This window comes from Methylobacterium frigidaeris, assembly GCF_022179185.1.
Classification (GTDB): Bacteria; Pseudomonadota; Alphaproteobacteria; order Rhizobiales; family Beijerinckiaceae; genus Methylobacterium; species Methylobacterium frigidaeris.
The window spans coordinates 88,729-114,254 of sequence record NZ_BPQJ01000006.1 but is presented as its reverse complement, the minus strand read 5'-3'; the positions used below and the strand labels follow the sequence as shown (position 1 = coordinate 114,254).

The window sequence follows — 25,526 nt, the reverse complement described above, 5'->3', positions numbered from 1 at the left end:
AGCCTCCGGTGCGCGTCCCCGGATGTTTACGCGACCGGCTCCGCTTCCGCCAAGCCGAGATGGCGGGCAACCATCGACCCGATCGCCGGAAAGCCGATCCGCCCGAGAGGGCCGGGGCCGATATCGGGGCCGAAAGCCAGGACCGGCACCTGCTCACGGGTGTGGTCGGTGCCGGGGGAGGTCGGGTCGTTGCCGTGATCGGCGGTCACGAGGCAGAGGTCGCCGGGCCGCAAGGCCGCCCGGATCTCCGGCACCCGTGCGTCGAAGCGCTCCAGGGCCGCGGCATAGCCCGGGACGTCGCGGCGATGGCCGTACTCGGTGTCGAATTCGACGAGGTTGGCGAAGACGAAGCCGCCCTCGGGCAGGTCGGCGAGAGCGTCGAGGGCGGCCGTGAGGCAGGCGTCGTTGCCGCCGGGCTTGACCTCGCGGCCGGTCGACCGATGGGCGAAGATGTCGCCGATCTTGCCGACGCTCACAACCGGCCGGCCGGCCGCGGCGAGGCGGTCGAGGAGCGTGTCGCCGGGAGGCGGCACGGCGTAGTCGCGCCGGTTCGCGGTGCGGGTGAAGCCCGATCTCTCGTCGCCGATGAACGGCCGGGCGATGACCCGGCCGATGCGGTAGGGGTCGCAGAGCCGGCGGGCGATCGTGCAGAGATGGGTGAGCCGGTCGAGCCCGAACGCCTCCTCGTGGGCGGCGATCTGGAACACGCTGTCGACGGAGGTGTAGCAGATCGGGCGCCCCGTGCGGACGTGCTCCGCCCCCAGATCCTCGATGATCGCGGTGCCGGAGGCGTGGCAATCCCCGAGGATGCCCGGCAGCCCGGCCTCCGCGATCAGGGCCCGGGTCAGCTCGGGCGGGAAGGCCGGCCGCGTCGCCGGGAAGTGGCCCCAGGAAAAGTCCACCGGCACCCCGGCGATCTCCCAATGGCCCGACACCGTGTCCTTGCCCCGTGCACGCTCGACCGCGTGGCCGAAGGCGCCCTCGATCGGCTCGGACAGTGCGAGGCCCGGCGGCATCCGGCCGCTGGCGGCTTCGGCCGCGAGCCCGAGGCCGAGCCCGGCGAGGTGCGGCAGGTGCAGGGGACCGCTGCGGAGGCCCGCCCGGTCGCCCTTGCCCGCCGCGCAGGCCTCGGCGATGTGGCCGAGCGTGTCGGCGCCCTCGTCGCCGAACGCGGCGGCATCCGGGGCGCCGCCGATGCCGACCGAATCGAGGACGATGAGGAGCGCCCGGCTCATTCGCTCACCGCCCCGGTGGGGGCCGCCGCGAGGTCGAAGGCGGCGGAGAACAGGGCGCGGGTATAATCGGTGCGGGGCCTCGCGAAGATGTCCTCCGCCGCACCCTCCTCCACCACCTGGCCGCCCTGCATCACCATCACGCGGTTGGCGAGCGCCCGCACCACCTTGAGGTCGTGGCTGATGAACAGGTAGCCGAGGCCGCGCCGACGCTGCAAGTCGCGCAGAAGCTCGACGATCTGGGCCTGGACCGACATGTCCAGCGCCGAGGTCGGCTCGTCGAGGACGACGAAGCGCGGATCGAGCGCCATGGCGCGGGCGATGGCGATGCGCTGGCGCTGGCCGCCGGAGAATTCATGCGGGTAGCGGTCCATGGCGGTTGGATCGAGCCCGACATCCTCGAGCGCCCGGGCGACGATCCGGCGGCGCTCGGCGTCGGTGCAGCCGGTCCCCTGCACCTCCAGCCCCTCGGCGACGATCTCTGCCACCGACATGCGGGGCGAGAGCGAGCCGTAGGGATCCTGGAACACCACCTGCATCTCGCGCCGCAGGGGCCGCATGGCGCGGGCCGACAGCCCATCGATGCGCCGGCCGAGATAGACCACGGGTCCCTCGGAGGCGGTCAGCCGCAGGATGGCGAGGCCGAGGGTGGTCTTGCCGGAGCCCGATTCGCCGACGACCCCGACCGTCTCGCCCTCGCGCACGCTCACGGCCACGCCGTCCACCGCCTTGACGTGGCCGGTGGTGCGACGCAGCAGACCGGTCCTGATCGGGAAGTGCACCCGGATCGGCCCGGCCTCGACCAGGATCGGCGCGCCGTCCGGGACCGGGTTGCCGCGGCCCGTCGGCTCGGCGGCGAGCAGGCGGCGGGTATAGTCGTGTCGCGGGTTGGAAAACACCTCGGCCACCGGGCCGGTCTCGACGATGCGGCCCTGGAACATCACGCAGACCCGGTCGGCGACGCGGCGCACGATGCCGAGATCGTGGGTGATGAACAGCATCGCCATGCCGAGGCGCGCCTTGAGATCGGCGAGCAGGGAGAGGATCTGCGCCTGCACGGTGACGTCGAGGGCCGTGGTCGGCTCGTCGGCGACGAGCAGGTCGGGCTCGCAGGCGAGCGCCATGGCGATCATCACCCGCTGGCGCTGCCCGCCCGAGAGTTCGTGCGGGTAGGCGCCGAGCCGCCGTTCCGCGTCGCGGATGCCGACGAGGTTCAGCAGTTCCAGGGTGCGGGCGCGGGCCGCCTCGCCGCTCATCCCCTTGTGCAGCCGCAGCACCTCGCCGACCTGCTCGGCGATGCGGTGCAGCGGGTTCAGGGAGGTCATCGGCTCCTGGAACACCATGGTGATGTCGGCGCCGCGCACCGCGCGCATCTCGGGTTCGGGGAGCCCGAGAAGGTCGCGGCCCTTGAACAGGATGCGTCCCTCCGGCGCCGCGCCGTCGACGAGGCGCAGGATCGAGAGCGCCGTCACCGACTTGCCGGAGCCCGATTCGCCGACGAGGGCCACGGTCTCGCCCGGCGCGATGGCGAAGGAGACCCGGTCGACGGCGCGGGTCTCGCGCCCGCCCTGGCGGAAGGCGACGGAGAGGTCCTGGACGGAGAGGAGCGGGTCGGTCATCGGCTCAGAGGTAGGGCGGCGGCGCGCCGGTGGACCGGTGTAGGTCATTCCCCGTCGGCCGGGAACCGGCGCCTCGCCGCGGGCGGGCAGGATCATTCGATCCCATCTCGGACCGCGGGGGCTCTTCTCCCCGCTCCGGCAGACTCGACACCCGCAAGGTCGTCCCAGGGGCCGCGCAGCGCAGCCCGGGATCCAGACGGTCAGGTCCGTCGAGGCGAGGCGGTCAGCGTTCCACTCGGTTCTCGTCCACCGGTGGTTCCGCAATCCGGGCTCCGCTGCGCGGACCTGGAATGACGCGGTGGGTCTGGAGGCCCTCGGGGCGATCGGGGAAGGGACGCGACCGCCCCCCTCTTATACCCTCGCGCCTTCGCATCGACGCGAAGGCGACCGGCGCCTCAGCGCCGGCGCCCGTTCGGGCTTGCCTGGCACCATCGAACGCGTCCGTTCGAAGGTGCGGCGGTATTACTCCTCCCGCTCGAAGATCAGGTTCAGCCGCGTCTTGGCGATGCAGCGGTAGCCGTGGTGGGTGAGCAGGGCGGCGAGATCGGTCTGCCACAGGTCCGTGCCGTCCTCGACGACCAGGAGGCGCGGGTGCAGGACCGGAGGCGCCTGGCGCAGGAAGGGTTCGAGGATCAGGTCCTCGGCGCCCTCGACGTCGAGCTTGATCGCGTCGATCCGGGTCAGGCCCTCGCCCCGCACGAGGTCGAGGAGGGGGACGGCCGGCACCCGGATCGCCGCGCCCTCGTTGGTGCCCACCACCTTCAGGCTCGACTCGCCCCGGTTGCGGGGATCGACGAACAGGGTCATCTCGCCGGCCTTGTCGGCCACCGCGCAGGCCACCGCCTTGATGCTGCCGAACGGGTTCTGGGCGATGTTGAAGGTGAGCTTGTCGAAGATGTCCGGCTGCGGCTCCACCGCCAGGATCCGCGCGCGGGGACCGGCGGCGGCCGCCACGAACAGCGCGTAGGCGCCGACATTCGCCCCGATGTCGAGGAAGACGCAGTCCGGTCCGATCCGCTCCGCCAGAATCCTCCGTTCGAGCGGATCGAAGAACTGCGGCGTGAAGAGCACCTTCTTCTCGCAGTTGTTGTTGTAGGGGTGCAACCGCATGCGCGCGCCGTAGCGCTCGACGTCGAGGGGCTGGCCGCGCAGCAGGCGGATGGCGCAGCGGCGCAGCAGCAGGGCGAGGCGCCGCGCGCGCCAGCTCTCGTCGGGCAGGCGCTCGGTGCGCGAGACGATCCAGCGCACGAGCCCGGCGGGCGCGTAGGTGCCGAAGGGATGGGTGGTCTGTGTCATCGGGCCGGTTCGAAGCCGCGGCGCGCCGCGGCCGCCCCGCGCAGGGCGCGGAGCAGGTGGGGGAGTATCGTGGCGCGCCTCATGCCACCCCGGCGGGCGGGCGGCAATGCGCGGCTTCAGGCGAGCGGGCCGGGGATCGCCTGCTCGGCCTCCAGGGTCAGCCGCGCCTCGTGCCGGCGCACGAACAGCCACAGGGCGATGCCGCCGAACACCACGAAGGCGAGGAGCCCGAGGCCGATCGGGCCGACGACGTGCTCGATCGAGCGGCCGCACAGAAAGGCGCCGAAGCCCATCAGCGAGGCCCAGGCGATGCCGCCGGCGGCGTTGAACAGGAAGAAGCGGCGGGCGTCGAACTGGTTCACCCCGGCGAGCAGGGCCGCATAGGCGCGCAGCATCGCGGTGAAGCGGCCGAAGAACACGATCTTGCCGCCGTGGCGCTGGAAGAGATATTGGCCGAGCTTGAGCCGGCGATGGTCGAGGGCGATCTTCCCACCGTGCTTGAGGAGCAGCGGCATGCCCCAGCGGCGGCCGACCCAGTAGCCGACATTGTCGCCGATGATCGCGGCCATGGCTGCGGCCAGCACCACGAGCCCGATGCGCAGCTGCCCGGTCGAGCCGGCATAGACGGCGGCCGAGATCAGCGCGGTCTCGCCCGGCATCGGCACGCCGGCGCTCTCCAGGGTGATGACCAGGAAGATCGCCCAGTAGCCGTAATGGGAGATCAGGTCGGAGATCGGCAGGTCGTGGAGGACGTGCATTCTGATACCACTGACAGTCGATGCAGGGCGGCGCCGTGTCGCGCCCCGATCCCCTGAGATAAGGGGATCGATCGTGGCTCTTCCAGGGCAGCCCTCCGGCGGCGTTCAGCAATCGTGAGGCAACATGGCCGTCGTACTGGCGACGCATTGCCGTGCGGAATGGTGCCGGGGCGGCGCTCCGAGGGCGAGTGATCCGAGGGCGACTTACCCGGGGGCGACTTGCCTGTGGGCGACTTGCCGCAGGCGCGAGCCCGTGCCGCCGGCACGACATGAGAGGCGTCGCGGGGGCGAGGTTGGTGTTTCCAGGTCCGGGTTGTCCAGATCGATGAACGAATTGTCTCCCATCCGGACCGACGACGCGGTCGAAGCGCCGCCCAGACGGCGCGGCCGCGGGCCGCTCTGGCTTCTGGTGCTGCTGGCCCTCGCCGCCGGTGGGTACTGGGCGTATCGCACCTACCTGCCGGACGGGTTCAAGCGGCCCGAGACGCAGCAGGCCGGCGCCGGCCGGCGCGGCGGTCGCCGGGGCGGGGGTGGAGAGGGGCCGCAGGCGGTCGGTGTCGCCACGGTGCAGAAGGGCGAGATGCCGGTGGTGCTGTCGGGCCTCGGCACGGTGACGCCGCTCGCCACCGTGACGGTGCGCTCGCAGGTGAGCGGCTACCTGACCCAGATCGGCTTCCGCGAGGGACAGACCGTCAAGGCCGGCGACTTCCTGGCCCAGATCGACGTGCGCCCCTACGAGGCCCTGCTCGCCCAGTACCAGGGCCAGCTCTTGCGCGACCAGGCGCTGCTGCAGAATGCCCGCCTCGACCTCGCCCGCTACCAGACCCTGAACCGGCAGGACTCGATCTCGAAGCAGAACGTCGACACCCAGGCCGCCACGGTCAAGCAGTACGAGGGCGTCGTCGCCTCCGACCAGGCGCAGATCGACCAGCAGAAGCTCAATATCCAGTACGGCCGCATCACCTCGCCGGTCGAGGGCCGGGTGGGCCTGCGCCAGCTCGACCAGGGCAACTACGTCACCGCCGCCTCGACCAGCATCGTCGTCGTGACCCAGCTCCACCCGATCTCGGTACTGTTCACCCTGCCCGAGACCGTGCTGTCGCGGGTGATGGACCGCCTGCGGGCCGGCGCCACCCTGCCGGTGCGGGTCTTCGACCGCTCGGACACGACCGAGATCGCTCGCGGCACCCTCGACACCGTCGACAATCAGATCGACGTCACCACCGGCACGGTGAAGCTGCGCGCCCTCTTCCCGAACAAGGACGACCGGCTCTTTCCCAACCAGTTCGTCAACGCCCGCCTCGACGTCGACACCGTGCGCGACGCAGCCCTGGTGCCGGCGGCGGCCGTCCTGCGCGGCACGCCCGGCACCTACGTCTATCTGCTCACGGCCGAGGACAAGGTCGCGGTGCGCCCGATCGAGATCGGCGAGAGCGACGGCGTGCGGACCGTGGTGACCAAGGGGCTGGCGGTCGGCGACCGGGTGGTGGTCGACGGGACGGACCGGCTGAAGGACGGGGCGCAGGTGCGCGTCACCGGCGGGCGGCCCGAGAAAGCGGCCGGGCCGGAGGCCGAGGCGAAGCCGGCGGACGGCGAAGGCGCCGCCCAGCCCCGCCCGGAGGGTCAGAGGCAGGATGGACAGCGCCAGGAGGGCCAGCGTCCCGATGGCGAGCGCCCGCATCGCCGCCGGCAGCAGAGCCAGAACCCGTGACCATGACGTGGCACGACGTCATCAACCCTCACCCCTCTGCGGGGGAGGGTGCACCGCGGATGCGGGGCGGGAGAGGGGAACCCGCTTCCGGAAAGGTCGCGACTATTCTGAAGGGCGCCACCGCGATCAGCGTCGCGCTGCCCCTCTCCCGGCCTGCCCAGGCCACCCTCCCCCGCAGAGGGGGGAGGGTTAGCCGCGCGCGTCCGTCAGTGATGAACGATTGGGCGTTCCGATGAACCCCTCCCGCCTGTTCATCCTGCGCCCGGTCGCGACCACGCTGCTGATGCTGGCGATCCTGCTCACGGGCATGATCTCCTACTTCAACCTGCCGCTCTCGGCCCTGCCCTCGGTCGATTACCCGACGATCCAGGTGCAGACCTTCTATCCCGGGGCCAGCCCCGAGGTGATGACCTCGGCGGTGACGGCGCCGCTCGAGCGTCAGTTCGGGCAGCTCGCCAACCTCAACCAGATGACGTCGCAGTCGTCCGCCGGCGCCTCCGTCATCACGCTCCAGTTCAACCTCGATCTCGGCATCGACATCGCCACGCAGGAGGTCCAGGCCGCCATCAACGCCGCCGGCAACCTGCTGCCGAGCGACCTGCCGGCGCCGCCGGTCTACGCCAAGGTCAATCCGGCCGACGCGCCGATCCTGACGCTCGCGCTCACCTCGAAGACCCTCGCGCTGACCCAGGTCCGCGACCTCGCCGAGACGCGCCTCGCCCAGAAGATCAGCCAGGTCTCGGGCGTCGGCCTCGTCTCGATGGCGGGCGGGCAGCGGCCCGCCGTGCGGGTGCAGTTCAACGCGACCGCGCTCGCGGCCTACGGCCTCAACATCGACGACCTGCGCACCACCATCAACAACCTCAACGTCAACACCCCGAAGGGCTCGATCGACGGGCCGACCCAGTCCTTCACCATCAACGCCAACGACCAGATCCGCGACCCCGCCGCCTATCGCGACGCGGTGATCGCCTACCGCAACGGCGCGCCGGTGCGGCTCTCGGCGGTGGCCGAGGTGGTGGAAGGGGCGGAGAACACCCAGCTCGGCGCCTGGATGGACACCACCCCGGCGGTGATCCTCAACATCCAGCGCCAGCCCGGCGCCAACGTCATCGCGGTGGTGGACCGGATCAAGGCGCTCTTGCCCCAGCTCCAGGCGACCCTGCCGGCGGCGATCCAGGTCACCCCGCTCACCGACCGCACGATGACGATCCGCGCCTCGGTCGAGGACGTGCAGTTCGAGCTGCTGCTCGCCATCGCCCTCGTGGTGCTGGTGATCTTCCTGTTCCTGCGCTCGCTGCCCGCCACCCTGATCCCGAGCCTGTCGGTGCCGCTCTCCCTCGTCGGCGCGCTCGCGGTGATGGACCTGTGGGGCTTCTCCCTCGACAACCTGTCGCTGATGGCGCTCACCATCGCGACCGGCTTCGTCGTCGACGACGCCATCGTGGTGATCGAGAACATCGCCCGCCACGTCGAGGAAGGCGACAGCCCGATGGAGGCGGCGCTCAAGGGCTCGCGCGAGATCGGCTTCACCATCATCTCCCTCACCGTGTCGCTGCTCGCGGTGCTGATCCCGCTCCTGTTCATGGGCGAGGTGGTGGGCCGTCTGTTCCACGAATTCGCCATCACGCTCGCCGCCACCATCGCGATCTCCGGCGTCGTCTCGCTGACCCTGGTGCCGATGCTGTGCGCCCGCCTCCTGCGCCACCAGCCGCCCCAGGCCCGTGCCGCCGGGCGGATCGGGAATGCCGGGCGCCGGCTGATGGAGGGCGGCATCGCCTTCTACGGCCGGACCCTGCGGGTCGTCCTCGCCTATCAGGGCCTGACGCTGCTGGTGGCTTTGGGCACCCTCGTTCTCACGATCTACCTGTACGTCGTGATCCCGAAGGGCTTCTTTCCGGTCCAGGATACCGGGCTCATCCAGGGCATCACCCAGGCCGACCAGACGGTGTCCTACCGGGCGATGGCCGAGCGCCAGCAGCGCCTGGCGGCAGAGATCCTGAAGGACCCGGACGTGGTCAGCCTGTCGTCGTTCATCGGCGTCGACGGCCAGAACGTGACGCTGAACTCGGGCCGCTTCCTCATCAACCTGCGCCCACGCGAGGAGCGGGCGGAGAATGCCAGCGCCATCATCCGGCGGATCAACGCCCGCGTCGCCGACGTGCCGGGCATCGCGCTGTTCATGCAGCCGGTGCAGGACCTCACCATCGACACGGCGGTGAGCGCGACGCAGTACCAGTTCATCCTGGAGAACCCGGATCCGGGCGCCTTCGACACCTGGGTCCCGCGCCTCGTCGATCGCCTGAAGCAGATCCCCGACCTCGCCGACGTGGCGAGCGACCGGCAGGCGAGCGGCCTCTCCGCCTACATCACCATCGACCGGGCGACCGCCGGCCGCTACGGCATCACCCCGGCCTCGGTCGACAACGCCCTCTACGACGCCTTCGGCCAGCGCATCATCTCGACCATCTTCACCCAGTCGAACCAGTACCGGGTCATCCTCGAGGCCGATCCCGACCTGCACCGGACCCTCGACTCGCTCCAGCGGATCTACCTGCCGTCCTCCACCGCCACCAACGGCCAGGTGCCGCTCACCGCGATCGCCCAGGTGAGCGAGCGCCGGGCGCCGCTCCTCATCAGCCATCTCGGCCAGTTCCCGGCGACCACGATCTCGTTCAACCTCGCGCCCGGCGCCTCGCTCGGGCCGGCGGTGGCGGCGATCAAGGCGGCGGAAGCGGAACTCGGGATGCCCGACAGCTTCCGGCTGATCTTCCAGGGCTCGGCGCTCGCCTTCCAGGCCTCCCTCGACAACACCCTGTTCCTGGTGCTGGCCGCCATCGTCACGGTCTACATCGTGCTCGGCGTTCTGTATGAGAGCTTCGTCCACCCGATCACGATCCTCTCGACGCTGCCCTCGGCCGGCATCGGGGCGCTCGCCGGCCTGATGTTGTTCGGGCACGACCTCGACATCATCGGCATCATCGGCATCGTGCTGCTGATCGGCATCGTGAAGAAGAACGCGATCATGATGATCGACTTCGCGCTGCAGGCCGAGCGCGAGGAGGGCATGACTCCGCGGGACGCGATCTACGAGGCCTGCATCCTGCGCTTCCGCCCGATCCTGATGACCACCTTCGCGGCCCTGTTCGCGGCTGTGCCGCTGATCCTCGGGACGGGGACGGGTTCGGAGCTGCGCCAGCCGCTCGGCATCTCGATCGCCGGCGGCCTGATCGTGAGCCAGGTGCTGACGCTCTACACCACGCCGGTGATCTACCTCGCCTTCGACCGCCTCGGCCGACGCCTCTCCGGGCGGCGGGGCAGCGGGCTGGCGCCCGGGGAGGCGGTGCCGTGAGCGTGGCGCTCATAACCCTCCCCCGCAGAGGTGGGAGGGTTCACGGCGGCGCGCCCGGGGACCACCACCCGTGAACCTCTCCGCCCCGTTCATCCTGCGCCCGGTCGCGACCACGCTTCTCACCCTCGGCGTGCTGCTCGCCGGCCTGTTCGCCTTCGTGCGGCTGCCGGTGGCGCCGTTGCCGCAGATCGACTTCCCGACCATCCTGGTCCAGGCGCAGATGCCCGGCGCCAGCCCCGACACCATGGCGACGACGGTGGCCGCGCCGCTGGAGCGGCGCCTCGGCCAGATCGCCGATGTCGACCAGATGACCTCGACGAGTTCGGTCGGGCAGACCCGGATCGTGCTGCAATTCGGGCTCGACCGGGACATCAACGGCGCCGCCCGCGACGTGCAGGCGGCGATCAACGCGGCGCGGGCCGACCTGCCGACGGCGCTCCGCACCAACCCGACCTACCGCAAGTTCAACCCGGCCGACGCGCCGATCCTGATCCTCGGCCTCACCTCGAAGACGCTGAGCCCGGGCACGCTCTACGATTCCGCCGCCACGGTGCTGGCCCAGAAGCTGTCGCAGCTGGAGGGCATCGGCAACGTCGAGATCGGCGGCTCGTCCCTGCCGGCGGTGCGGGTCGAGCTCGATCCCAATGCCCTGTTCCATTACGGCATCGGCCTCGAGGGCATCCGCGCGGCTCTGGCCAGCGCCAACGCCAACTCGCCGAAAGGGGCGATCGAGGCCGGCGAGCGGCGCTACCAGCTCTACGCCAACGACCAGGGCCGCAAGGCCGCGGATTACCAGGACATCGTCGTCGCCTACCGCAACGGGGCCGGCGTGCGCCTGCGCGACGTCGGCCAGGTGGTCGACGGCGTCGAGGACCGGCGCAACCTCGGCCTCGTCAACGGCCAGCGCGGGGTGCTGCTGATCGTCTACAAGCAGCCCGGCGGCAACGTCGTCGAGACGATCGACCGGCTGAAGGAGGCGCTGCCGCAGCTCAAGGCGGCCCTGCCCGGCGACACCGAACTCGTCGTCACCGGCGACCGCTCGCTCACCATCCGGGCGTCGCTGGCGGAGGCCGAGCGCACGCTGCTCATCTCCGTCGGCCTGGTGATCCTGGTGGTGTTCGGCTTCCTGCGCTCGGCCCGCGCGACGCTGATCCCGGCGGTGGCGGTGCCGATCTCGCTGGTGGGCACCTTCGCCGCCATGTGGCTGTGCGACTACAGCCTCGACAACATCTCCCTGATGGCGCTCATCATCGCGGCGGGCTTCGTCGTCGACGACGCGATCGTGGTGCTGGAGAACATCCAGCGCCACATCGAGGACGGGCGCTCGCGGGTCGAGGCGGCCCTGCTCGGCGCCCGCGAGGTCGGGTTCACGGTCCTGTCGATGAGCCTGTCGCTCATCGCCGTCTTCCTGCCGATCCTGCTCGCCGGCGGTATCATCGGGCGCTTCTTCCAGGAATTCGCCGTCGTCCTGTCGCTGGCGATCCTGATCTCGCTCGTCGTCTCGCTCACCACCACGCCGATGATGTGCGCCCGGTTCCTGAAGCCGGAAGCCCACGGCGCCCGGCAGGGCCCGCTGGCGCGGGGGTTGGAGGCGGGGTTCTCGGGGCTCTTGTCGGCCTACCGCGTCTCCCTCGACTGGGCGCTCCGCCACGGCGTGACCGTGATGCTGGTCCTGCTCGCCGCGGTGGTGCTCAACGTCTACCTGTACGTCATCGTGCCGAAGGGGTTCTTCCCGCAGCAGGATACCGGCCAGATGATCGGCGGCATCCAGGCCGACCAGCGCATCTCGTTCCAGGCGATGAGCGCGAAGCTGCGGCGCGCCACGGCCATCGTGCAGGCCGATCCGGCGGTGGAGAGCGTGGTCGGCTTCACTGGGGGGCGCGGCACCAACTCGGCCAACGTCTTCGTCGGCCTGAAGCCCTTGGGCCAGCGCGACCCGATCAGCGAAGTGATGGCCCGTCTGCGCCCGAAGCTCTCGGGGATCCCGGGCGCCCGGCTCTACCTGTTCCCGCGCCAGGACTTCATGGTCGGCGGCCGCCAGAGCTTCTCGCAGTACCAGTACACGCTCCAGGGCGACACCAGCGAGGAGCTCTACACCTGGACCCCGAAGCTGCTGGAAGCCTTGCAGAAGGACCCGACCTTCACCGACGTCACCTCCGACCAGCAGCAGGGCGGCCTGGAGACCCGGCTCGTCATCGACCGGCCGACCGCCTTCCGCTACGGCCTGACCCCGGACCAGATCGACAACACCCTCTACGACGCCTTCGGCCAGCGCCAGGTCTCGACGATCTACAACCCGCTGAACCAGTACCACGTCGTGATGGAGATCGCGCCGCGCTACCTCGACAACCCGGAGACGCTGAAGCTCATCTACGTCTCGACCTCCGGCGCGCGCGCCCGCGGCTCGGCCACCACCAACGCGGTCGCCGGTACGGTCGCCAGCGCCGCCACCGCAACGACGGACGCCAGCACTGCGGCGGCCGCGGTCGCGACCGATTCGGCCCGCAACGCCGCCACCAATTCCATCGCGTCGGCCGGCCGCTCCAGCGCCTCGTCGAGCGCCGCGGTCAGCAGCGCCAAGGAGACGATGGTGCCGCTCTCGGCCTTCGCCAGCTTCGAGGCCGGCGCGACCCCGGTCCAGGTCAGCCACCAGGGCCTGTTCGTCGCGACCACGCTGTCGTTCAACCTGGCCCCCGGCAAGAGCCTCAGCGACGCCACCGCGGCGATCGACGCCCACATGCGCGACCTGCGGATGCCGGCCACCATCCACGGCGAGTTCGCCGGCGCGGCGAAGAGCTTCCAGTCCTCGTCCTCGCGCCAGCCGCTGCTGATCCTGGCGGCGCTGCTCGCGGTCTACGCCGTGCTCGGTATCCTGTACGAGAGCTGGGTCCACCCGCTGACCATCCTCTCGACCCTGCCGTCCGCCGGGATCGGGGCGATCCTGGCCCTGATGCTGGCCGGCGAGGAGTTCGGGGTGATCGCGCTCATCGCGGTGATCCTGCTCATCGGCATCGTGAAGAAGAACGCGATCATGATGATCGACTTCGCCCTCGACGCCGAGCGCGCCCGGTCCCTGAGCCCGCGGGAGTCGATCCGCGAAGCCTGCCTCTTGCGCTTCCGCCCGATCATGATGACAACCCTGGCCGCACTGCTCGGAGCGTTGCCGCTGATTCTCGACGGCGGCGAGGGCTCCGAGCTGCGCCGTCCCCTCGGCATCGCCATCGTCGGCGGCCTCATCGTGAGCCAGGTCCTGACCCTCTACACCACCCCCGTCGTCTACCTGTACCTCGACCGGTTCCGGCTCTGGGTCGGCCGCCGCCGGGGCTCCGCCACGCGGGCGCTGCCGGCCGAATGAATTTCTTCGACGATCTCATTGTCCGGACCGATCCCGCAGCACCGAACCCTCCCCCCTCTGCGGCGGAGGGCGCCCCGCAAAGCGGGGCGGGAGAGGAGCAGCGCGACGCCGATCCAGCTTGCGCCCTTCACCGTGGTCGCGGCCTCTCCGGAAGCGGGGTTCCCCTCTCCCGCCTCACTTCGTGGGGCACCCTCCCCCGCAGAGGGGGGAGGGTTGGAGGTGGCACCCCGCATCTGGCCGCGGCGACCCTGCTCCCCCTGCTGCTCGCCGGCTGCCTCGTCGGCCCCGACTATTCTCGCCCCACCGTCGAGACGCCCCCCGCCTTCAAGGAGGGCGGCGCCCGGCCGATGCCGCCGCGCAACTGGCGGCCGGTGCGGCCCCTCGACGAGGCGGAGCGCGGCGACTGGTGGCGGGTCTTCCGCGATCCGACCCTCGACCGGCTGATCCGCCTGATCGACGTCGACAACCAGAACTTGCGTGCCCAGGTCGCCGCCTACCGGCAGGCCCGCGCCCTGGTGCAGGAGGCCCGCGCCCAGCTGTTTCCCACAGCGCTCGGTGCCCCCGCGATCAGCCGGGCCAGCACCGGCGGCGTCGAGCGCACCACCCTGACGCTCCAGGGCTCGGCGACCTGGGAGCTCGACCTGTTCGGGCGCATTCGCCGCTTGATCGAGAGCGACGTCGCCGCCGCCCAGGCCAGCGCCGCCGACCTCGCCTCCGTGCGCCTCGCGCTCCAGACGCAGCTCGCCACGGCGTACTACCAGCTGCGCTACCAGGAATCGTTGCAGAACCTGCTCGAGCGCACGGCGCAGGCCTACCAGCGCTCGCTCACCATCGCGCAGAACCAGTACAATGCCGGCGTCGCCGCCCGCTCCGACGTCATCACCGCCCAGACCCAGCTCCAGACCACCCAGGCCAACGCCATCGCGGTCGGGCTGCAGCGGGCGAACCTGGAGCACGCCATCGCGACGCTGATCGGCCGCCCGCCCTCCGAGGTGTCGCTGGCCCGCGGCAACCTGCCGGTGCGCCCGCCCAATGTGCCGGTCAGCCTGCCCTCCGACCTCCTCGAGCGCCGGCCCGACATCGCGCTCGCCGAGCGCACCGTTCAGTCCCAGAGCGCCCAGATCGGCGTCGCGGTGGCCGCATTCTTCCCGACCGTCACCCTGTCGGCGAATGGCGGCATCGCGGGCGATCCGGCGCGCAACTTCTTCGCCGCGGCGAACTCGTTCTGGTCGGTGGCGGCCTCGGGATCCCAGGTGCTGTTCGACGGCGGCGCCCGCACGGCCGCCCTCCAGGCCGTCGAGGCGGCCTACGATGCGGCGGTCGCCAATTACCGCCAGACGGTGCTCACCGCCTTCCAGCAGGTCGAGAACGGGCTCGCCGGCCAGCGCATCCTCGCCCGCCAGCAGGCGGCGCAGGAACTGGCGGTGCAATCCTCCCGCCGGGCGGTGGAGATCGCGCTCAACGAGTACCGGGCCGGCACCCAGAACTACACCACGGTCGTCACCGCTCAGGCGCTGGAGCTCAACAACGAGGTCACGGCGCTGCAGGTCCGGCTCAACCGCTTCACCAACGCCGTGTCGCTGATCGGCGCGATCGGCGGCGGCTGGGACACGAGCAGCCTGCCGAGCGGCGAGGCGCTGAAAGCGTTCCGGCCGCTGCCGATCGACCGCGGCCAGGCGCCGCGGGTGGACGAGTGACGGGGATCGGGGCGGCCCGGCCGCTGGTGCCCGCGCCATCCCACCCGCGCCCTGATCCTGAGAGCCTGTGCAGCCTGTGCGACGGACCTCGTGTCAGCAGCCCGCGCGGCGCCTGAGCGAAGCCGATTTTCGCATGGCGAGGCAATCAATCGGATGTCGTCCGACACCTTTTCGCGCTCTCCGCCATCGTCGTGCCGGGCTGCGCCGGCGCGGCCCCGGGGACGACAGGATGGGTGTCCCTCGCCCAGAGCGGACCGGACGGCCATTCGTCCGAAATCCGACCGATCGCTTTCGCCACGCGGATTTCGGCGTCGCTCAAGCGTGCGGAGCGAGGCTCCGCCGTCGCGGGCGCGATACCGCTCCCGCACGGGATCGTCCCGAAACGGGTCTCACACGTCGCAGCTGAGCCCCAGCGCCGCCAGCCCCTCGTCGAGCAGGTCGCCGACATTCGGGATGCCGAGCAGGTAATCGGCGGTGCGGGTCCCGGCGGCCTCGCGCTCGCGGGCGAGGCGGACCGCGTCCGGGAATTCCTCCGGCTCCATGTCGCCGCGGCCGACGAACAGGATCGCCACCAGCTCGGCGCGCTCGTCGTCGTTGAGGCCGGCGACCATCTCGCGCAGCTCCTCCTCGGTCGCGTCGTCGGTGCCGTCGACCAGCACGTCGCGGGCGCCGTCGTCGATCGGGTTCGAGCCGGAATCGGGGTCGCTCAGGCCCTCCTTCACGTCGAGGGCCCGGGCCCGCAGGATGAACTCACAGACCTTCTCAACGGCGATGTCCATCGGTCGAACCTCCTCAAGGCGCACGCGACACTCGATGCAGCCTCAACCCGCGAAGCGAAGCCGGGTTCGCCACTGGACGGCGGCGCCGTTCGGCATCAAGTGAGCGGCGGCGCGCCCAGCCCCGAGGTTCCCGATGCTCATCAACGCCGCCTTCGCGGCCCTGCGGCAGGTCTTCTCCCGCCCGCTCCGCACGATCCTGTGGAAGTCGCTCGGCCTCACGGTCGGGCTCCTGGCCCTGATCTGGTTCGTCCTCACCAAGGGCATCGCGGCCTTGCTCGCCGCCCACCCGATCTCGACCGACTACGCGATGGTCAACGCCGTGGCGTCGTTCCTGGCCGGGGCCGGGCTGTTCGTCGGCCTCGCCTACATCCTGCCGCCGGTCTCGATCCTGGTGGCGGGCTACTTCCTGGACGATGCCGCCGCGATCGTCGAGCGCACCGACTTCCCCGACGAGGTGCCGGGCCAGGCGATGCCGCTCACCCAGGCGATGCTCTACGCCGTGCGGTTCGCGGGCCTCGCGCTCGCCGTCAACCTCGCGGCCCTGGCGCTGCTGCTGGTGCCGGGCATCAACGTCGCGGCGTTCTTCCTCGCCAACACCTACCTGCTCGGGCGTGAGTATTTCGAGCTCGCCGCCGCCCGGTTCCGGCCCCTGGCCGAGGCCGGTGCCATGCGGCGCTATCACACTCCCACCGTGATGCTCGCCGGCGCCCTGCTCGCCGGGCTGATGCTGGTGCCGGTCGTCAACCTGATCACGCCGCTCTTCGGCATCGCCCTGATGGTCCACGTCCACAAGGGCCTGAGCCGCGACCGGCTGCTGAAGGCCCCGGCCACCCGCCCGCCGGTGGCGATGGACCGCGACCGGCTCGACGCGGGCCGGCGCTGAGACGGTTGCGGATCGCACGCGGCCGGCGCACCCTGACGCCATGTCCGGCGACACCCACGCGGTCTTCAACCAGAGCCCGCCCTTCGGCGACGTGAACCTGTTCGCCGCCGACGCGCCGTTGCGGGGGGCGCTCGCGGCCTTCGGCGGACCGACGGCCGCCGCGGGCCTCGACGGTTTCGGCGCGCGCTGGGGCGCGGCGGAGCGCCTCGATCTCGGCCGCCTCGCCAACGCGCATCCGCCCACCTTGCGCACCCACGACGCGCGCGGGCACCGGGCCGACCGGGTCGAGTTCCACCCGGCCTACCACGCCCTGATGGCGGCGAGCGTCGCGGACGGCCTGCACGCCTCGATCTGGGACGGGGCGGATCCGGGACGGCCGCTGGGGCGCGGCCACCTCGCCCGGGCGGCGCGGCAATACATGGTCGCCGGCGTCGAGAGCGGGCATCTCTGCCCGATGACCATGACGAGCGCGGCCGTCGCGGCGCTGAGCTCCGCCGCCGACCACCTCGCCGCCTGGCTGCCGCGCCTCGCCAGCCGGACCTACGACCCGTCCTTCCGGCCCTGGTTCGAGAAGGCGGGCGTGACCCTCGGCATGGGGATGACCGAGAAGCAGGGCGGCACCGACATCCGCGCCAACACCACGACGGCCGAGCCGACCGGCGGCGACGGCTACGCGCTCACCGGCCACAAGTGGTTCTTCTCCGCGCCGATGTCCGACGGCTTCCTGGTGCTGGCACAGGCGCCCGGCGGGCTGACCTGCCTCCTGGTGCCGCGCCACCGGCCCGACGGCAGCGTCAACGCCCTGCATCTCCAGCGCCTGAAGGACAAGCTCGGCAACCGGTCGAACGCCTCCGCCGAGGTCGAGTTCGAGCGCGCCTTCGGGTGGCGCATCGGCGAGGAGGGACGCGGCGTCCCGACCATCCTGGCGATGGTCCAGCTGACGCGACTCGATTGCGCGGTCGCCTCGGCGGGCTTGTGCCGCATGGCCCTGGTCCTGGCCCTCCACCACGCCCGTCACCGCCGTGCCTTCCAGAAGCCCCTCGCCGATCAGCCGGCGATGCGCCGGGTGCTGGCCGACCTCGCCCTCGAGAGCGAGGCGCAGACCGCGCTCGCCCTCCGGCTCGCCGCCGCCTTCGACCGGGGCGAGACGGCGCGAACCCGGCTCCTCACCCCAGCGGTGAAGTACGCGGTCTGCAAGGCGGCCCCGGGCTTCGTCTACGAGGCGATGGAGGCTCTCGGCGGCAACGGCTACGTCGAGGAGAGCCCCCTGCCCCGGCTCTACCGTGAGGCGCCGGTCAACGCGATCTGGGAGGGCTCCGGCACGGTCATGGCCCTCGACGTGCTGCGCGCCGCCACGCGCGCGCCGGAGGAGGTCGTGGGTCTCGTGGCCGACCTCGCTGACGAGGCCGAGGGGCTGCCGGGCGTGCGCGAGGCGGCCGCCGACATCGTCGCGGCCCTTCAGGCCCCCGACGCCGAGGCCCGCGCCCGCTTCGCCACCGGCCGCCTCGCGACGCTCGCCGCCGCCGCGGCACTGGCGGCCTGTGCGCCGCCGGTCATCGCCGAGGCCTACGCCGCGACCCGGCTCGCGCGGGAGCGGGCGATGTATGGGGCGAACGGGGTGGGGGCGGTGACGGAGGTGGTGCTGGGCCGGGTCCTGGGGTGACGTCGGCCAGTCGGCTTTCCGGTGCGAGCGCGTACTGGCGTAGCAACCTGGCCGGAGCGAACGTCACCCACACTCTCGAGCGAGGTCCACCGGTCATCAGCTCCGTTTCGCATCGACGGCGCGAATGAGTTTGTCCTCCTCCGCCCAGGCCTCGCGCAGCCGCGCGCCGGGCGTTGTCGCGGATAACGGTCTCGTCAGTGCCGGCCTCGGCGCCGATGAAGCGGGTGGGCGAGGTGGCGGGTTTCATCCTCCGGGTCTATCCTGTGGCCGCTTGCGAGTGTCTGCGGGCGCCGGCGAGAGGCCCCGGCAACTCATCAAGCGTGGCAAGGAGTGCGGACCGGCGAGCCAGATGACGACGGGCGCGAGCCCCATCCCGGGATGCTCGCGGATCGGAGGCCGGTCTGGCTCGGCCATCCGGACCGGGCATCCCGCCGAGGCAGAATGCGATCATCCGACAACCGAACCAACAGACAATCCCGGGTTCTCGCCTCCGGCGAGTCCCGGGACAACGATAGAGAGTGTCGAAGGGACCTGCGCGAGCACGTCATGCTTTGCGCCAACGATCATCAACACGGGAGGACACCATGAGCGAGATCGCGGTCATCGGGGCCGGGCTGATGGGGCACGGGATCGCCCTGGTTCTGGCGCTCGGCGGGCACCGGGTGCGGCTGACCGACAGCCGGCCTGAGACCCTGGAGCGGGTGCCGGGCCTGATCGCCTCCGCCCTCGACACCCTGCGCGAGGCCGGCGCCGTCTCCGCCGATTGGACGCCGGGGCGGGTGGCGGAAGTGATCCGCCTCGAACCCGATCTCGGCGCCACCGTCGCCGGGACGAGCCTCGTCATCGAGGCGATCACCGAGAACCCGGAGGCCAAGCGGACCTTGTTCGCCGAGCTCGACCGGCTCTGCAACCCCGAGACCCGGATCGCCAGCAACACCAGCTACCTCGACGTCTTCCCGCTGATCCCGGAGGCGCGGCAGGCGCGGGCCCTCGTGATGCACTGGTACACCCCGCCCTACATCGTCGACCTCGTCGACGTGGTGCCGGGGCCGCACACCGATCCGGCGGTGATCGAGGAGGCGCGCCAGCTCGTCCTCGGCCTCGGCCAGGTGCCGATCGTGCTCAAGCGCTTCATCCCGGGTTACGTCGCCAACCGGATCCAGTCGGCGATCTCGGCCGAGGTCTACCACCTGCTCGACGAGGGCGTGGCTTCGGCCCGCGAGATCGACGACGCGATCATCCACGGCCTCGCCTTGCGCATCCCGATCCTCGGCCACTTCGCCAAAGCGGATTTCACCGGCATCGAGCTGCTGCGCCACGCTCTCGCCAATGCGAGCTACAGCCCGCCCCCTTCGCGCACCCGCTCGGAGGCGATCGACGACCTGGTGGCGCAGGGCCGCACCGGCGTGATGGCCGGCAAGGGCTTCTTCGACTGGGGCGGGCGCGACCCGGCCGAGCTGTTCCGCGACCGCGACCGCCGCCTGCTCGCCCTCAAGCGCGCGATGAAGGATGTCGGCCGGATGGAGGGCGCCTGAGCCTGTCGACCGGGGCCGCTGCGGCGCTATAACCGAAAGCCCTGAGGCAAAAGGCGGTGCGGCGGTCCATGTTCGACTTCCCGGTCCTGTTCGGCGACATCGGTGGCACCAACGCGCGCTTCGCCGTGCAGGAGAAGCCGGGGGCGGACCCCGTCGTGCTCGCCCACGACAAGACCGCCGCCTATCCCGACCCGAGCGCGGCGATCCGCGCCGCGCTGGCCCACAGCACGGTGGCCCCGCCCCGCTCCGCGATCCTGGCGGTGGCCGCCCGGGTCGACGGGCCGGCGGTGCATCTCACCAACGCCCATTGGGTGATCGAGGGCGAGCGGATCGGTCGCGATTTCGGGCTCGCCAGCTGCCGGATCGTCAACGACTACGTGCCGGTGGCCGCCGGCGCCGCCGCCCTCGACCCGGCGGGCCGAGACCGCTCGATCCTCGAACAGATCGGCCCCGTGCTCTCGCCTGCGGGCGGGGCGCGCCTCGTGCTCGGCCCCGGCACCGGCTTCGGCGCCGCCGGCCTGGTGCCCTACGGCAAGCAGCTCGCCATCGTCTCGACCGAGGCCGGCCACACCGATTTCGGGCCCAGCGACGCGGAGGAGGCCGAGTTCTGGCCGCGCCTCGCCCGGATCGAAGGCCGCATCACTGTCGAATCCCTGCTCTCCGGCCCCGGCCTCACCCGGCTCCATGCCGGCCTCGGCGGCGGCGAGATGGACCCGAAGACCATCACCGAGCGCGGGATGTCCGACGGGGACCCGGCGGCGCAACGCACCCTGCGGGTGTTCTCCAAGCTGCTCGGACGACTCTGCGGCGATCTCGCCCTCACCTTCCTGGCGACCGGCGGGGTCTATATCGGCGGCGGCATCGCGCCCCGGATCCTCGACGTGCTGAACGAGGGCACCTTCCGGGAGGCCTTCGAGCACAAGCCGCCCTTCTCCGACCGGATGAGCCAGATCCCGACCTGCGTCATCACCATCGCCGACCCGGCGCTGACCGGCCTCTCGGCGCTGGCCTGCCAGCCCGACCGGTTCGCGCATGACGGGCAGCACTGGACGGCGTGAGGCGCCGGGCTTTCACTCGCCCTCCCTGTCCCGGATCTCCTTCCGCTGACGCTTCGGTCGTCCGGGAAAGGGCGGAGGCTCTGGCTCAATACCCCTTCCACAAGCCCGGCGTCGCCAGCTCCACCAAGTGCCCGTCCGGATCGCGGAAATACAGGCTGACGCCGCCGCGCGGCCAGGTCGTCCGCCCCTCGATCGCGATGCCGTGCGCTGCGAGATGCCGCTCCCACGCCTCCAGCGCGTCGGCCGGGATCGACAGGGCGAGGTGCAACGGACCCGACCCGTCATGCGGCGGGATGGTACCGCCGGGTGTCGCGATCGGGTGCAGGGAGCCGCCGCGGGGAAACAGCAGCAGGACGCCGCGCCCGGCGACGTCGTAGGCCCGCATCCGGTGATCCTCGTGGATGCAGGACAGGCCCATCGGCCCGCCCCAGAACGCGGCCGCCCGCGCGAGGTCGTCGACGTAGAGGACCGTCTCGAGGATCCCGGCGATCTCCGGCATGGCGCCACCTCCGCCAGGATGAACGCGCGGGCGGCCGTCGCGGTTACGCCGCGGCCGGGTTGACCGCATCCTCGGCGAGCTCGGACAGGAGCTCGTCGGTGTTCTCCTCCTCGACCAGGGTCTCCTTGATCAGGTCCTCGGCCTCGCTGAAGCCGAGCTGCCGGGCCCAGGCCAGCAGGGTGCCGTAGCGGGTGATCTCGTAATGCTCCACCGCCTGCGCGGCGGCGATCAACCCGGCATCGAGCGCGTCGCTGCCGGAGAATTCCTGCATCACCTCCTCGCCTTCGGCGATGATGCCCTGGATCGCCTGGCAGGTGACGCCCTCGGGCTTCTCGCCCACGATCCGGAAGACCTGGTCGAGCCGCTTCACCTGCTCGCGGGTCTCCTCGACATGGACGCTGAACGCGCCCCGCAGCTCCTCCGAGCGAGCCGCCTGGGCCATCTTCGGCAGCGCCTTCAGGATCGCGTTCTCGGCGAAGTAGGTGTCCTTGAGCTGGTGCAGGAAGAGCGCCCGAAGGTTCTTGTCGTCGGCCATAAGATGCTCCCGTGGGGTACCGATGTGCCCCGGCAACTCGCGGACGCCCGGCTTCGTTCCTGCTCGGATGACGGGCTTGCCGGGATCACGGCTCTGCGAAGCGATCTGGTCTCGGAGGCCGATCGTCGCCATTCTCAAAGACAGGGGGCGTGGATCCGAGGGAGACGACGCCATGGCCACGATGTTCGAGGAGCGGGAGCGGGCCGCCGAGGCATTGTTCGCTCTCGACGAGGAGCTGCGGTTCCTCGCGCTCGCCCGGCGCAACAAGATGCTCGGCGCCTGGATGTGCCAGCGCCTGAATCTCACCGGCAGCGAGGCGGAAGCCTACAAGAGCCGCCTGGTCGAGGCGGGCGCGGTCCCGCCCGCCTTCGGCCGCACCTCGGACGAGGCCCTGGTCGAGCGCCTGCGGGCCGACCTCGCGGCCGGAGGTGCCGAAGCCGAGGCCGAGGCTCTGCCGGGGCTGATCGCCCGCTACGGTGTCGAGGCGGCCCGGACCGTGCGCGAGCAGGCCCGGGACTGACGCTCTAGAAGAAGGTCGGCCGCGCGCTGGCAGTGTGCTCCTTGAGCACGGCGCCGGTCGCGGTGTCGACCTCCTTCATCAGCACGTCGTAACCCCACAGGTCGGCGAGGTGCTGCAGCACCCGCATCGCGTCGTCCTTGTTGAGCAGCACGCGGTTGAGCACCTTGTGGTGCAGGATCAGCTTGCGGTCGCCCTCGAGGTCGACGTCGACCACCTCGATGTCGGGGTCGAGCCAGGCGACGTCGTATTGCCGCGCGAAGGCCCGGCGCAGGCGCCGGTAGCCGCGCTCGTCGTGAATCGCCTCGACCCGGAGTTCCGGCTTATCGGGATCGTCGGTGACGTGGAACAGCCGCAGCTGGCGCATCAGCTTCGGGCTGAGGAACTGCGCGATGAAGCTCTCGTCGCGGTAATTCGCCCAGACGTCGCGTAGCACCTCCATCGCGTCGCCGCTGCCGGCGATGTCGGGGAACCAGGCCCGGTCCTCGTCGGTCGGCTCGGTGCAGATGCGGGCGATGTCCGTCATCATCGCGAAGCCGATGGCGTAGGGGTTGTGACCGCCGTAATGCCGGTCGTCGTAGGTCGGCTGCCGGATCACGTTGGTGTGCGATTGCAGGAATTCGAGGTAGGCCGCCTCGTTGATCTGCCCGGTCTCCGACAACCGGGTCATGATCCGGTAGTGGTTGTAGGTGGCGCAGCCCTCGTTCATCACCTTGGTCTGGCGCTGCGGGTAGAAGTACTGCGCCACGTGGCGGACGATGCGCAGGATCTCGCGCTGCCAGGGCTGCAGCCGCGGCGCCGCCTTCTCCAGGAAGTAGAGGATGTTCTCCTGCGGCAGTTCCAGCAGTGCCCGGCGCCGCTCGGCCTGCGGGTCCGGCCTGCCGGCCTGGGCCTTGGCCGGCAGGGTGCGCCACAGGTCGTTGTACATCCTCTCCTGGTGCTCCTGGCGCTCGCGCTCGCGGCGCTGCTCGGAGGAGAGGTCGGGCCGCTTCTTGCGCGGGTAGCGGTGGACGCCCTGGTTCATCAGGGCGTGGGCGGCGTCCAGCACCGCCTCGACGGCGTTGTGCCCGTAGCGCTCCTCGCAGCGCGAGATGAAGGTCTTGGCGAAGTCCAGGTAGTCGAGGATGCCCTCGGCGTCCGTCCACTGGCGGAACAGGTAGTTGTTCTTGAAGAAGTGGTTGTGGCCGAAGGCAGCGTGAGCGATCACCAGCGTCTGCATCGTCGCCGTATTCTCCTCCATGATGTAGGAGATGCACGGGTCGGAATTGATGACGATCTCGTAGGCCAGCCCCATCAGGCCGCGGCGGTAGCCGGCCTCGTGCTGGGCGAAGTGCTTGCCGAACGACCAGTGCTTGTAGAACAGCGGCATGCCGATCGACGCGTAGGCGTCCAGCATCTGCTCGGCGGTGATGATCTCGATCTGGTTCGGGTACCAGCTCAGGCCAAGCTCGGGTCCGGCGATCGCCTCGCAGGCGTCGTGGATGCGCCGGATCGTGTCGAAGTCCCAGTCGTTGCCGGTGAAGAGCGGAGCGTGCTTGGCGATCACGGCCGGGCCGGCGGGCCGCGCGCCGAAGGTGGCGGAACTCATCGGGCGTCGGACCTCCCGGTGCCTTGAAGCATCCCCCGGCGGTGGGATGCGAACCGAAGTTGCGTCGCCGCGGCCCGCTGCCGGGCCGCGCTTCGTCACGGTGCAGCGGCCTCCTGACCGGCCTTGCGGGCGAACAGCTCGCGGAAGACCGGGTAGATGTCGCGGCGGTGGTTGACCTTGCGCATGGCCAGCACCGAATTGGTCTTCGAGACCGGCTCGTAGGTGCGCCAGAGCGTGGTGCGATGCTCGACGAAGCCCGCCCGCGGCCCACCCTCGTCGCCGACCTCGAGATAGGCGAAGTACTGGCAGGCCGGCAGGATCGCGGTGCGCAGGAGGTCCTGCGAGGTGGCGCCGTCGCTCGACACGTTGTCGCCGTCCGAGGCCTGGGCGGCGTAGATGTTCCAGTCCTCGGGGTTGTAGCGCTCGGCGATGATCCGCTTCATCTCGACCAGCGCCGAGGAGACCAGCGTGCCGCCGGTCTCGCGCGAGCCGAAGAACGTCTCCTCGTCGACCTCCTTGGCGTGGTCGGTGTGGCGGATGAAGACGATCTCGACGTGCTTGTAGCGCCGGGTCAGGAAGATGTGCAGCAGGATGTAGAACCGCTTGGCGAGATCCTTCATGTGCTCGGTCATCGAGCCCGAGACGTCCATCAGGCAGAACATCACCGCCTGGGCGACGGGACGCGGATAGGGCTCGAAGCGCCGGTAGCGCAGGTCGATCGGATCGACGTAGGGAATGCGCTGCGAGCGGGTGCGCAAGCGCTCCAGTTCCGCCTTCAGCTCGTCGAGGATCACCGCGTCGGGCTGGCTCTCCTCCAGCGCCCGGATCTCCTCCTCCAGGGTCTCCATCTCGGCGGCCTTGGGCCGCTTGAGGGCGATGCGCCGCGACAGAGAATTGCGCAGGGTGCGCCCCAGGGCGAGGTTGGCGGGCGAGCCCGACACCGTGTAGCCGGCCCGGCGCAGGGTCGCGGTCTCGACCACCGCGAGGCGGCGCTTGGCGAGATCGGGCAGTTCGAGATCTTCGAGGAAGAGCTCCAGGAACTCCTCGCGGGTCAGGACGAAGCGGAACGTATCCTCGCCGTCAGCCCCGCCGTCGCCGGCCTCGCCGCTGCCGCCCCCTCCCCCGCCGCCGCCCGGTGGGCGCTCGATCAGGTCACCCTCGATGTAGGTCTTGTTGCCGGGCAGGATGTGGTCCTGCACCCCGGTCGAGGGGTTGCGGGTGAATTTCGGCTCGCGCACGCCGTCGACCGGAACGGTGACGTTGCCGTCCTTGCCGAGATCCTTGATGTCCTTATCCCGGGCCGCCTCGCGCACGGCGCGCTGGGCCACGTCCCGGACCCGGCGCAGGAAGCGCTGCCGGTTCGCCAGGCTCTTGCCGCCAGGATTGAGGCGTCGATCGATGATGTGCATCCGCTTCGCGCTCTCCGATCACGCCATCATACCGTATCGG

General features: G+C 70.9%; 18 protein-coding genes. 9 read left to right on the top strand and 9 right to left on the bottom strand.

Annotated elements, in window-relative coordinates; translation table 11 throughout:
• Positions 1-26: 26 nt before the first annotated feature.
• From MFF64_RS08540 to MFF64_RS08525, 4 genes are all read right to left on the bottom strand, one after another.
• The gene (locus tag MFF64_RS08540; RefSeq protein ID WP_238190421.1) at positions 27-1,235 is read right to left on the bottom strand and encodes a phosphopentomutase; all 1,209 of its coding nucleotides are present in this window, start codon (positions 1,233-1,235) and stop codon (positions 27-29) included.
• Positions 1,232-2,851, bottom strand: coding sequence for an ABC transporter ATP-binding protein (locus MFF64_RS08535; RefSeq protein WP_099903783.1), 1,620 nt, complete (start codon positions 2,849-2,851; stop codon positions 1,232-1,234). The genes MFF64_RS08540 and MFF64_RS08535 overlap by 4 nt, the downstream gene beginning before the upstream one ends.
• A gap of 462 nt (positions 2,852-3,313) precedes the next feature.
• Positions 3,314-4,147 (bottom strand): FkbM family methyltransferase, encoded by an 834-nt coding sequence (locus MFF64_RS08530; protein ID WP_099903779.1) that lies wholly within the window; start codon positions 4,145-4,147, stop codon positions 3,314-3,316.
• A gap of 116 nt (positions 4,148-4,263) precedes the next feature.
• Complete coding sequence (locus MFF64_RS08525) at positions 4,264-4,905, bottom strand: DedA family protein (protein ID WP_099900760.1); 642 nt, start codon at positions 4,903-4,905, stop codon at positions 4,264-4,266.
• A 325-nt stretch (positions 4,906-5,230) separates the two neighbouring features.
• Here MFF64_RS08525 and MFF64_RS08520 point away from each other — a divergent pair, with 325 nt between their 5' ends.
• From MFF64_RS08520 to MFF64_RS08505, 4 genes are all read left to right on the top strand, one after another.
• Positions 5,231-6,616 carry an MdtA/MuxA family multidrug efflux RND transporter periplasmic adaptor subunit gene (locus MFF64_RS08520; RefSeq protein ID WP_238190419.1) on the top strand — a complete coding sequence of 462 codons (1,386 nt, stop codon included), beginning with the start codon at positions 5,231-5,233 and terminating at the stop codon, positions 6,614-6,616.
• A 232-nt stretch (positions 6,617-6,848) separates the two neighbouring features.
• A complete protein-coding gene (locus MFF64_RS08515) occupies positions 6,849-9,968 on the top strand; it encodes an MdtB/MuxB family multidrug efflux RND transporter permease subunit (RefSeq protein ID WP_238190417.1) in 3,120 nt (1,039 codons plus the stop codon).
• 70 nt (positions 9,969-10,038) lie between these two features.
• Positions 10,039-13,323 carry an efflux RND transporter permease subunit gene (locus MFF64_RS08510; RefSeq protein ID WP_238190414.1) on the top strand — a complete coding sequence of 1,095 codons (3,285 nt, stop codon included), beginning with the start codon at positions 10,039-10,041 and terminating at the stop codon, positions 13,321-13,323.
• 233 nt (positions 13,324-13,556) lie between these two features.
• Entirely contained in the window at positions 13,557-15,020 is a 1,464-nt protein-coding gene (locus tag MFF64_RS08505; RefSeq protein WP_238190522.1) for an efflux transporter outer membrane subunit, read from the top strand.
• A 389-nt stretch (positions 15,021-15,409) separates the two neighbouring features.
• On the opposite strand, the gene MFF64_RS08500 is transcribed toward MFF64_RS08505, so the two are convergent.
• On the bottom strand, positions 15,410-15,799 hold the full coding sequence (locus MFF64_RS08500) for a DUF3775 domain-containing protein (protein WP_048452101.1): 390 nt from the start codon (positions 15,797-15,799) through the stop codon (positions 15,410-15,412).
• 133 nt (positions 15,800-15,932) lie between these two features.
• Here MFF64_RS08500 and MFF64_RS08495 point away from each other — a divergent pair, with 133 nt between their 5' ends.
• The 4 genes from MFF64_RS08495 to MFF64_RS08480 all read left to right on the top strand — a co-directional run bounded on the left by MFF64_RS08495 (position 15,933) and on the right by MFF64_RS08480 (position 20,938).
• A complete protein-coding gene (locus tag MFF64_RS08495) occupies positions 15,933-16,682 on the top strand; it encodes a sulfate transporter family protein (RefSeq protein ID WP_238190412.1) in 750 nt (249 codons plus the stop codon).
• 40 nt (positions 16,683-16,722) lie between these two features.
• Positions 16,723-18,345: an acyl-CoA dehydrogenase family protein gene (locus MFF64_RS08490; protein ID WP_238190411.1), complete on the top strand. Its 1,623-nt coding sequence runs from the start codon at positions 16,723-16,725 to the stop codon at positions 18,343-18,345.
• Between the two features lie 584 nt (positions 18,346-18,929).
• Positions 18,930-19,880 (top strand): 3-hydroxyacyl-CoA dehydrogenase family protein, encoded by a 951-nt coding sequence (locus MFF64_RS08485; RefSeq protein WP_099902874.1) that lies wholly within the window; start codon positions 18,930-18,932, stop codon positions 19,878-19,880.
• A 68-nt stretch (positions 19,881-19,948) separates the two neighbouring features.
• Positions 19,949-20,938, top strand: a complete 990-nt coding sequence (locus MFF64_RS08480; RefSeq protein WP_238190408.1) for a glucokinase — start codon at positions 19,949-19,951, stop codon at positions 20,936-20,938.
• Positions 20,939-21,023: 85 nt separating this feature from the next.
• On the opposite strand, the gene MFF64_RS08475 is transcribed toward MFF64_RS08480, so the two are convergent.
• Both MFF64_RS08475 and MFF64_RS08470 read right to left on the bottom strand, forming a co-directional pair.
• On the bottom strand, positions 21,024-21,437 hold the full coding sequence (locus MFF64_RS08475; RefSeq protein ID WP_099908090.1) for a VOC family protein: 414 nt from the start codon (positions 21,435-21,437) through the stop codon (positions 21,024-21,026).
• A 43-nt stretch (positions 21,438-21,480) separates the two neighbouring features.
• Positions 21,481-21,972, bottom strand: a complete 492-nt coding sequence (locus MFF64_RS08470; protein ID WP_099908088.1) for a YciE/YciF ferroxidase family protein — start codon at positions 21,970-21,972, stop codon at positions 21,481-21,483.
• Between the two features lie 172 nt (positions 21,973-22,144).
• Between MFF64_RS08470 and MFF64_RS08465 the strand changes: the two genes are divergently transcribed.
• Positions 22,145-22,492, top strand: a complete 348-nt coding sequence (locus MFF64_RS08465; protein ID WP_099908086.1) for a DUF1476 domain-containing protein — start codon at positions 22,145-22,147, stop codon at positions 22,490-22,492.
• Between the two features lie 4 nt (positions 22,493-22,496).
• Here MFF64_RS08465 and MFF64_RS08460 read toward each other — a convergent pair whose 3' ends face one another.
• Positions 22,497-24,077, bottom strand: a complete 1,581-nt coding sequence (locus tag MFF64_RS08460) for a SpoVR family protein (protein ID WP_099908084.1) — start codon at positions 24,075-24,077, stop codon at positions 22,497-22,499.
• 95 nt (positions 24,078-24,172) lie between these two features.
• Positions 24,173-25,486, bottom strand: coding sequence for a YeaH/YhbH family protein (locus MFF64_RS08455; protein WP_099908082.1), 1,314 nt, complete (start codon positions 25,484-25,486; stop codon positions 24,173-24,175).
• Between the last annotated feature and the right edge of the window lie 40 nt (positions 25,487-25,526).

Excerpts from the sequence above, each read along its gene's own strand:
- MFF64_RS08470 (WP_099908088.1), bottom strand. The coding sequence starts at position 21,972 with ATGGCCGACGACAAGAACCTTCGGGCGCTCTTCCTGCACCAGCTCAAG.
- MFF64_RS08520 (WP_238190419.1), top strand. The coding sequence starts at position 5,231 with ATGAACGAATTGTCTCCCATCCGGACCGACGACGCGGTCGAAGCGCCG.
- MFF64_RS08465 (WP_099908086.1), top strand. The coding sequence starts at position 22,145 with ATGGCCACGATGTTCGAGGAGCGGGAGCGGGCCGCCGAGGCATTGTTC.
- MFF64_RS08460 (WP_099908084.1), bottom strand. The coding sequence starts at position 24,077 with ATGAGTTCCGCCACCTTCGGCGCGCGGCCCGCCGGCCCGGCCGTGATC.
- MFF64_RS08455 (WP_099908082.1), bottom strand. The coding sequence starts at position 25,486 with ATGCACATCATCGATCGACGCCTCAATCCTGGCGGCAAGAGCCTGGCG.
- MFF64_RS08525 (WP_099900760.1), bottom strand. The coding sequence starts at position 4,905 with ATGCACGTCCTCCACGACCTGCCGATCTCCGACCTGATCTCCCATTAC.
- MFF64_RS08535 (WP_099903783.1), bottom strand. The coding sequence starts at position 2,851 with ATGACCGACCCGCTCCTCTCCGTCCAGGACCTCTCCGTCGCCTTCCGC.
- MFF64_RS08500 (WP_048452101.1), bottom strand. The coding sequence starts at position 15,799 with ATGGACATCGCCGTTGAGAAGGTCTGTGAGTTCATCCTGCGGGCCCGG.
- MFF64_RS08530 (WP_099903779.1), bottom strand. The coding sequence starts at position 4,147 with ATGACACAGACCACCCATCCCTTCGGCACCTACGCGCCCGCCGGGCTC.
- MFF64_RS08490 (WP_238190411.1), top strand. The coding sequence starts at position 16,723 with ATGTCCGGCGACACCCACGCGGTCTTCAACCAGAGCCCGCCCTTCGGC.
- MFF64_RS08515 (WP_238190417.1), top strand. The coding sequence starts at position 6,849 with ATGAACCCCTCCCGCCTGTTCATCCTGCGCCCGGTCGCGACCACGCTG.
- MFF64_RS08475 (WP_099908090.1), bottom strand. The coding sequence starts at position 21,437 with ATGCCGGAGATCGCCGGGATCCTCGAGACGGTCCTCTACGTCGACGAC.
- MFF64_RS08495 (WP_238190412.1), top strand. The coding sequence starts at position 15,933 with ATGCTCATCAACGCCGCCTTCGCGGCCCTGCGGCAGGTCTTCTCCCGC.
- MFF64_RS08480 (WP_238190408.1), top strand. The coding sequence starts at position 19,949 with ATGTTCGACTTCCCGGTCCTGTTCGGCGACATCGGTGGCACCAACGCG.
- MFF64_RS08540 (WP_238190421.1), bottom strand. The coding sequence starts at position 1,235 with ATGAGCCGGGCGCTCCTCATCGTCCTCGATTCGGTCGGCATCGGCGGC.
- MFF64_RS08485 (WP_099902874.1), top strand. The coding sequence starts at position 18,930 with ATGAGCGAGATCGCGGTCATCGGGGCCGGGCTGATGGGGCACGGGATC.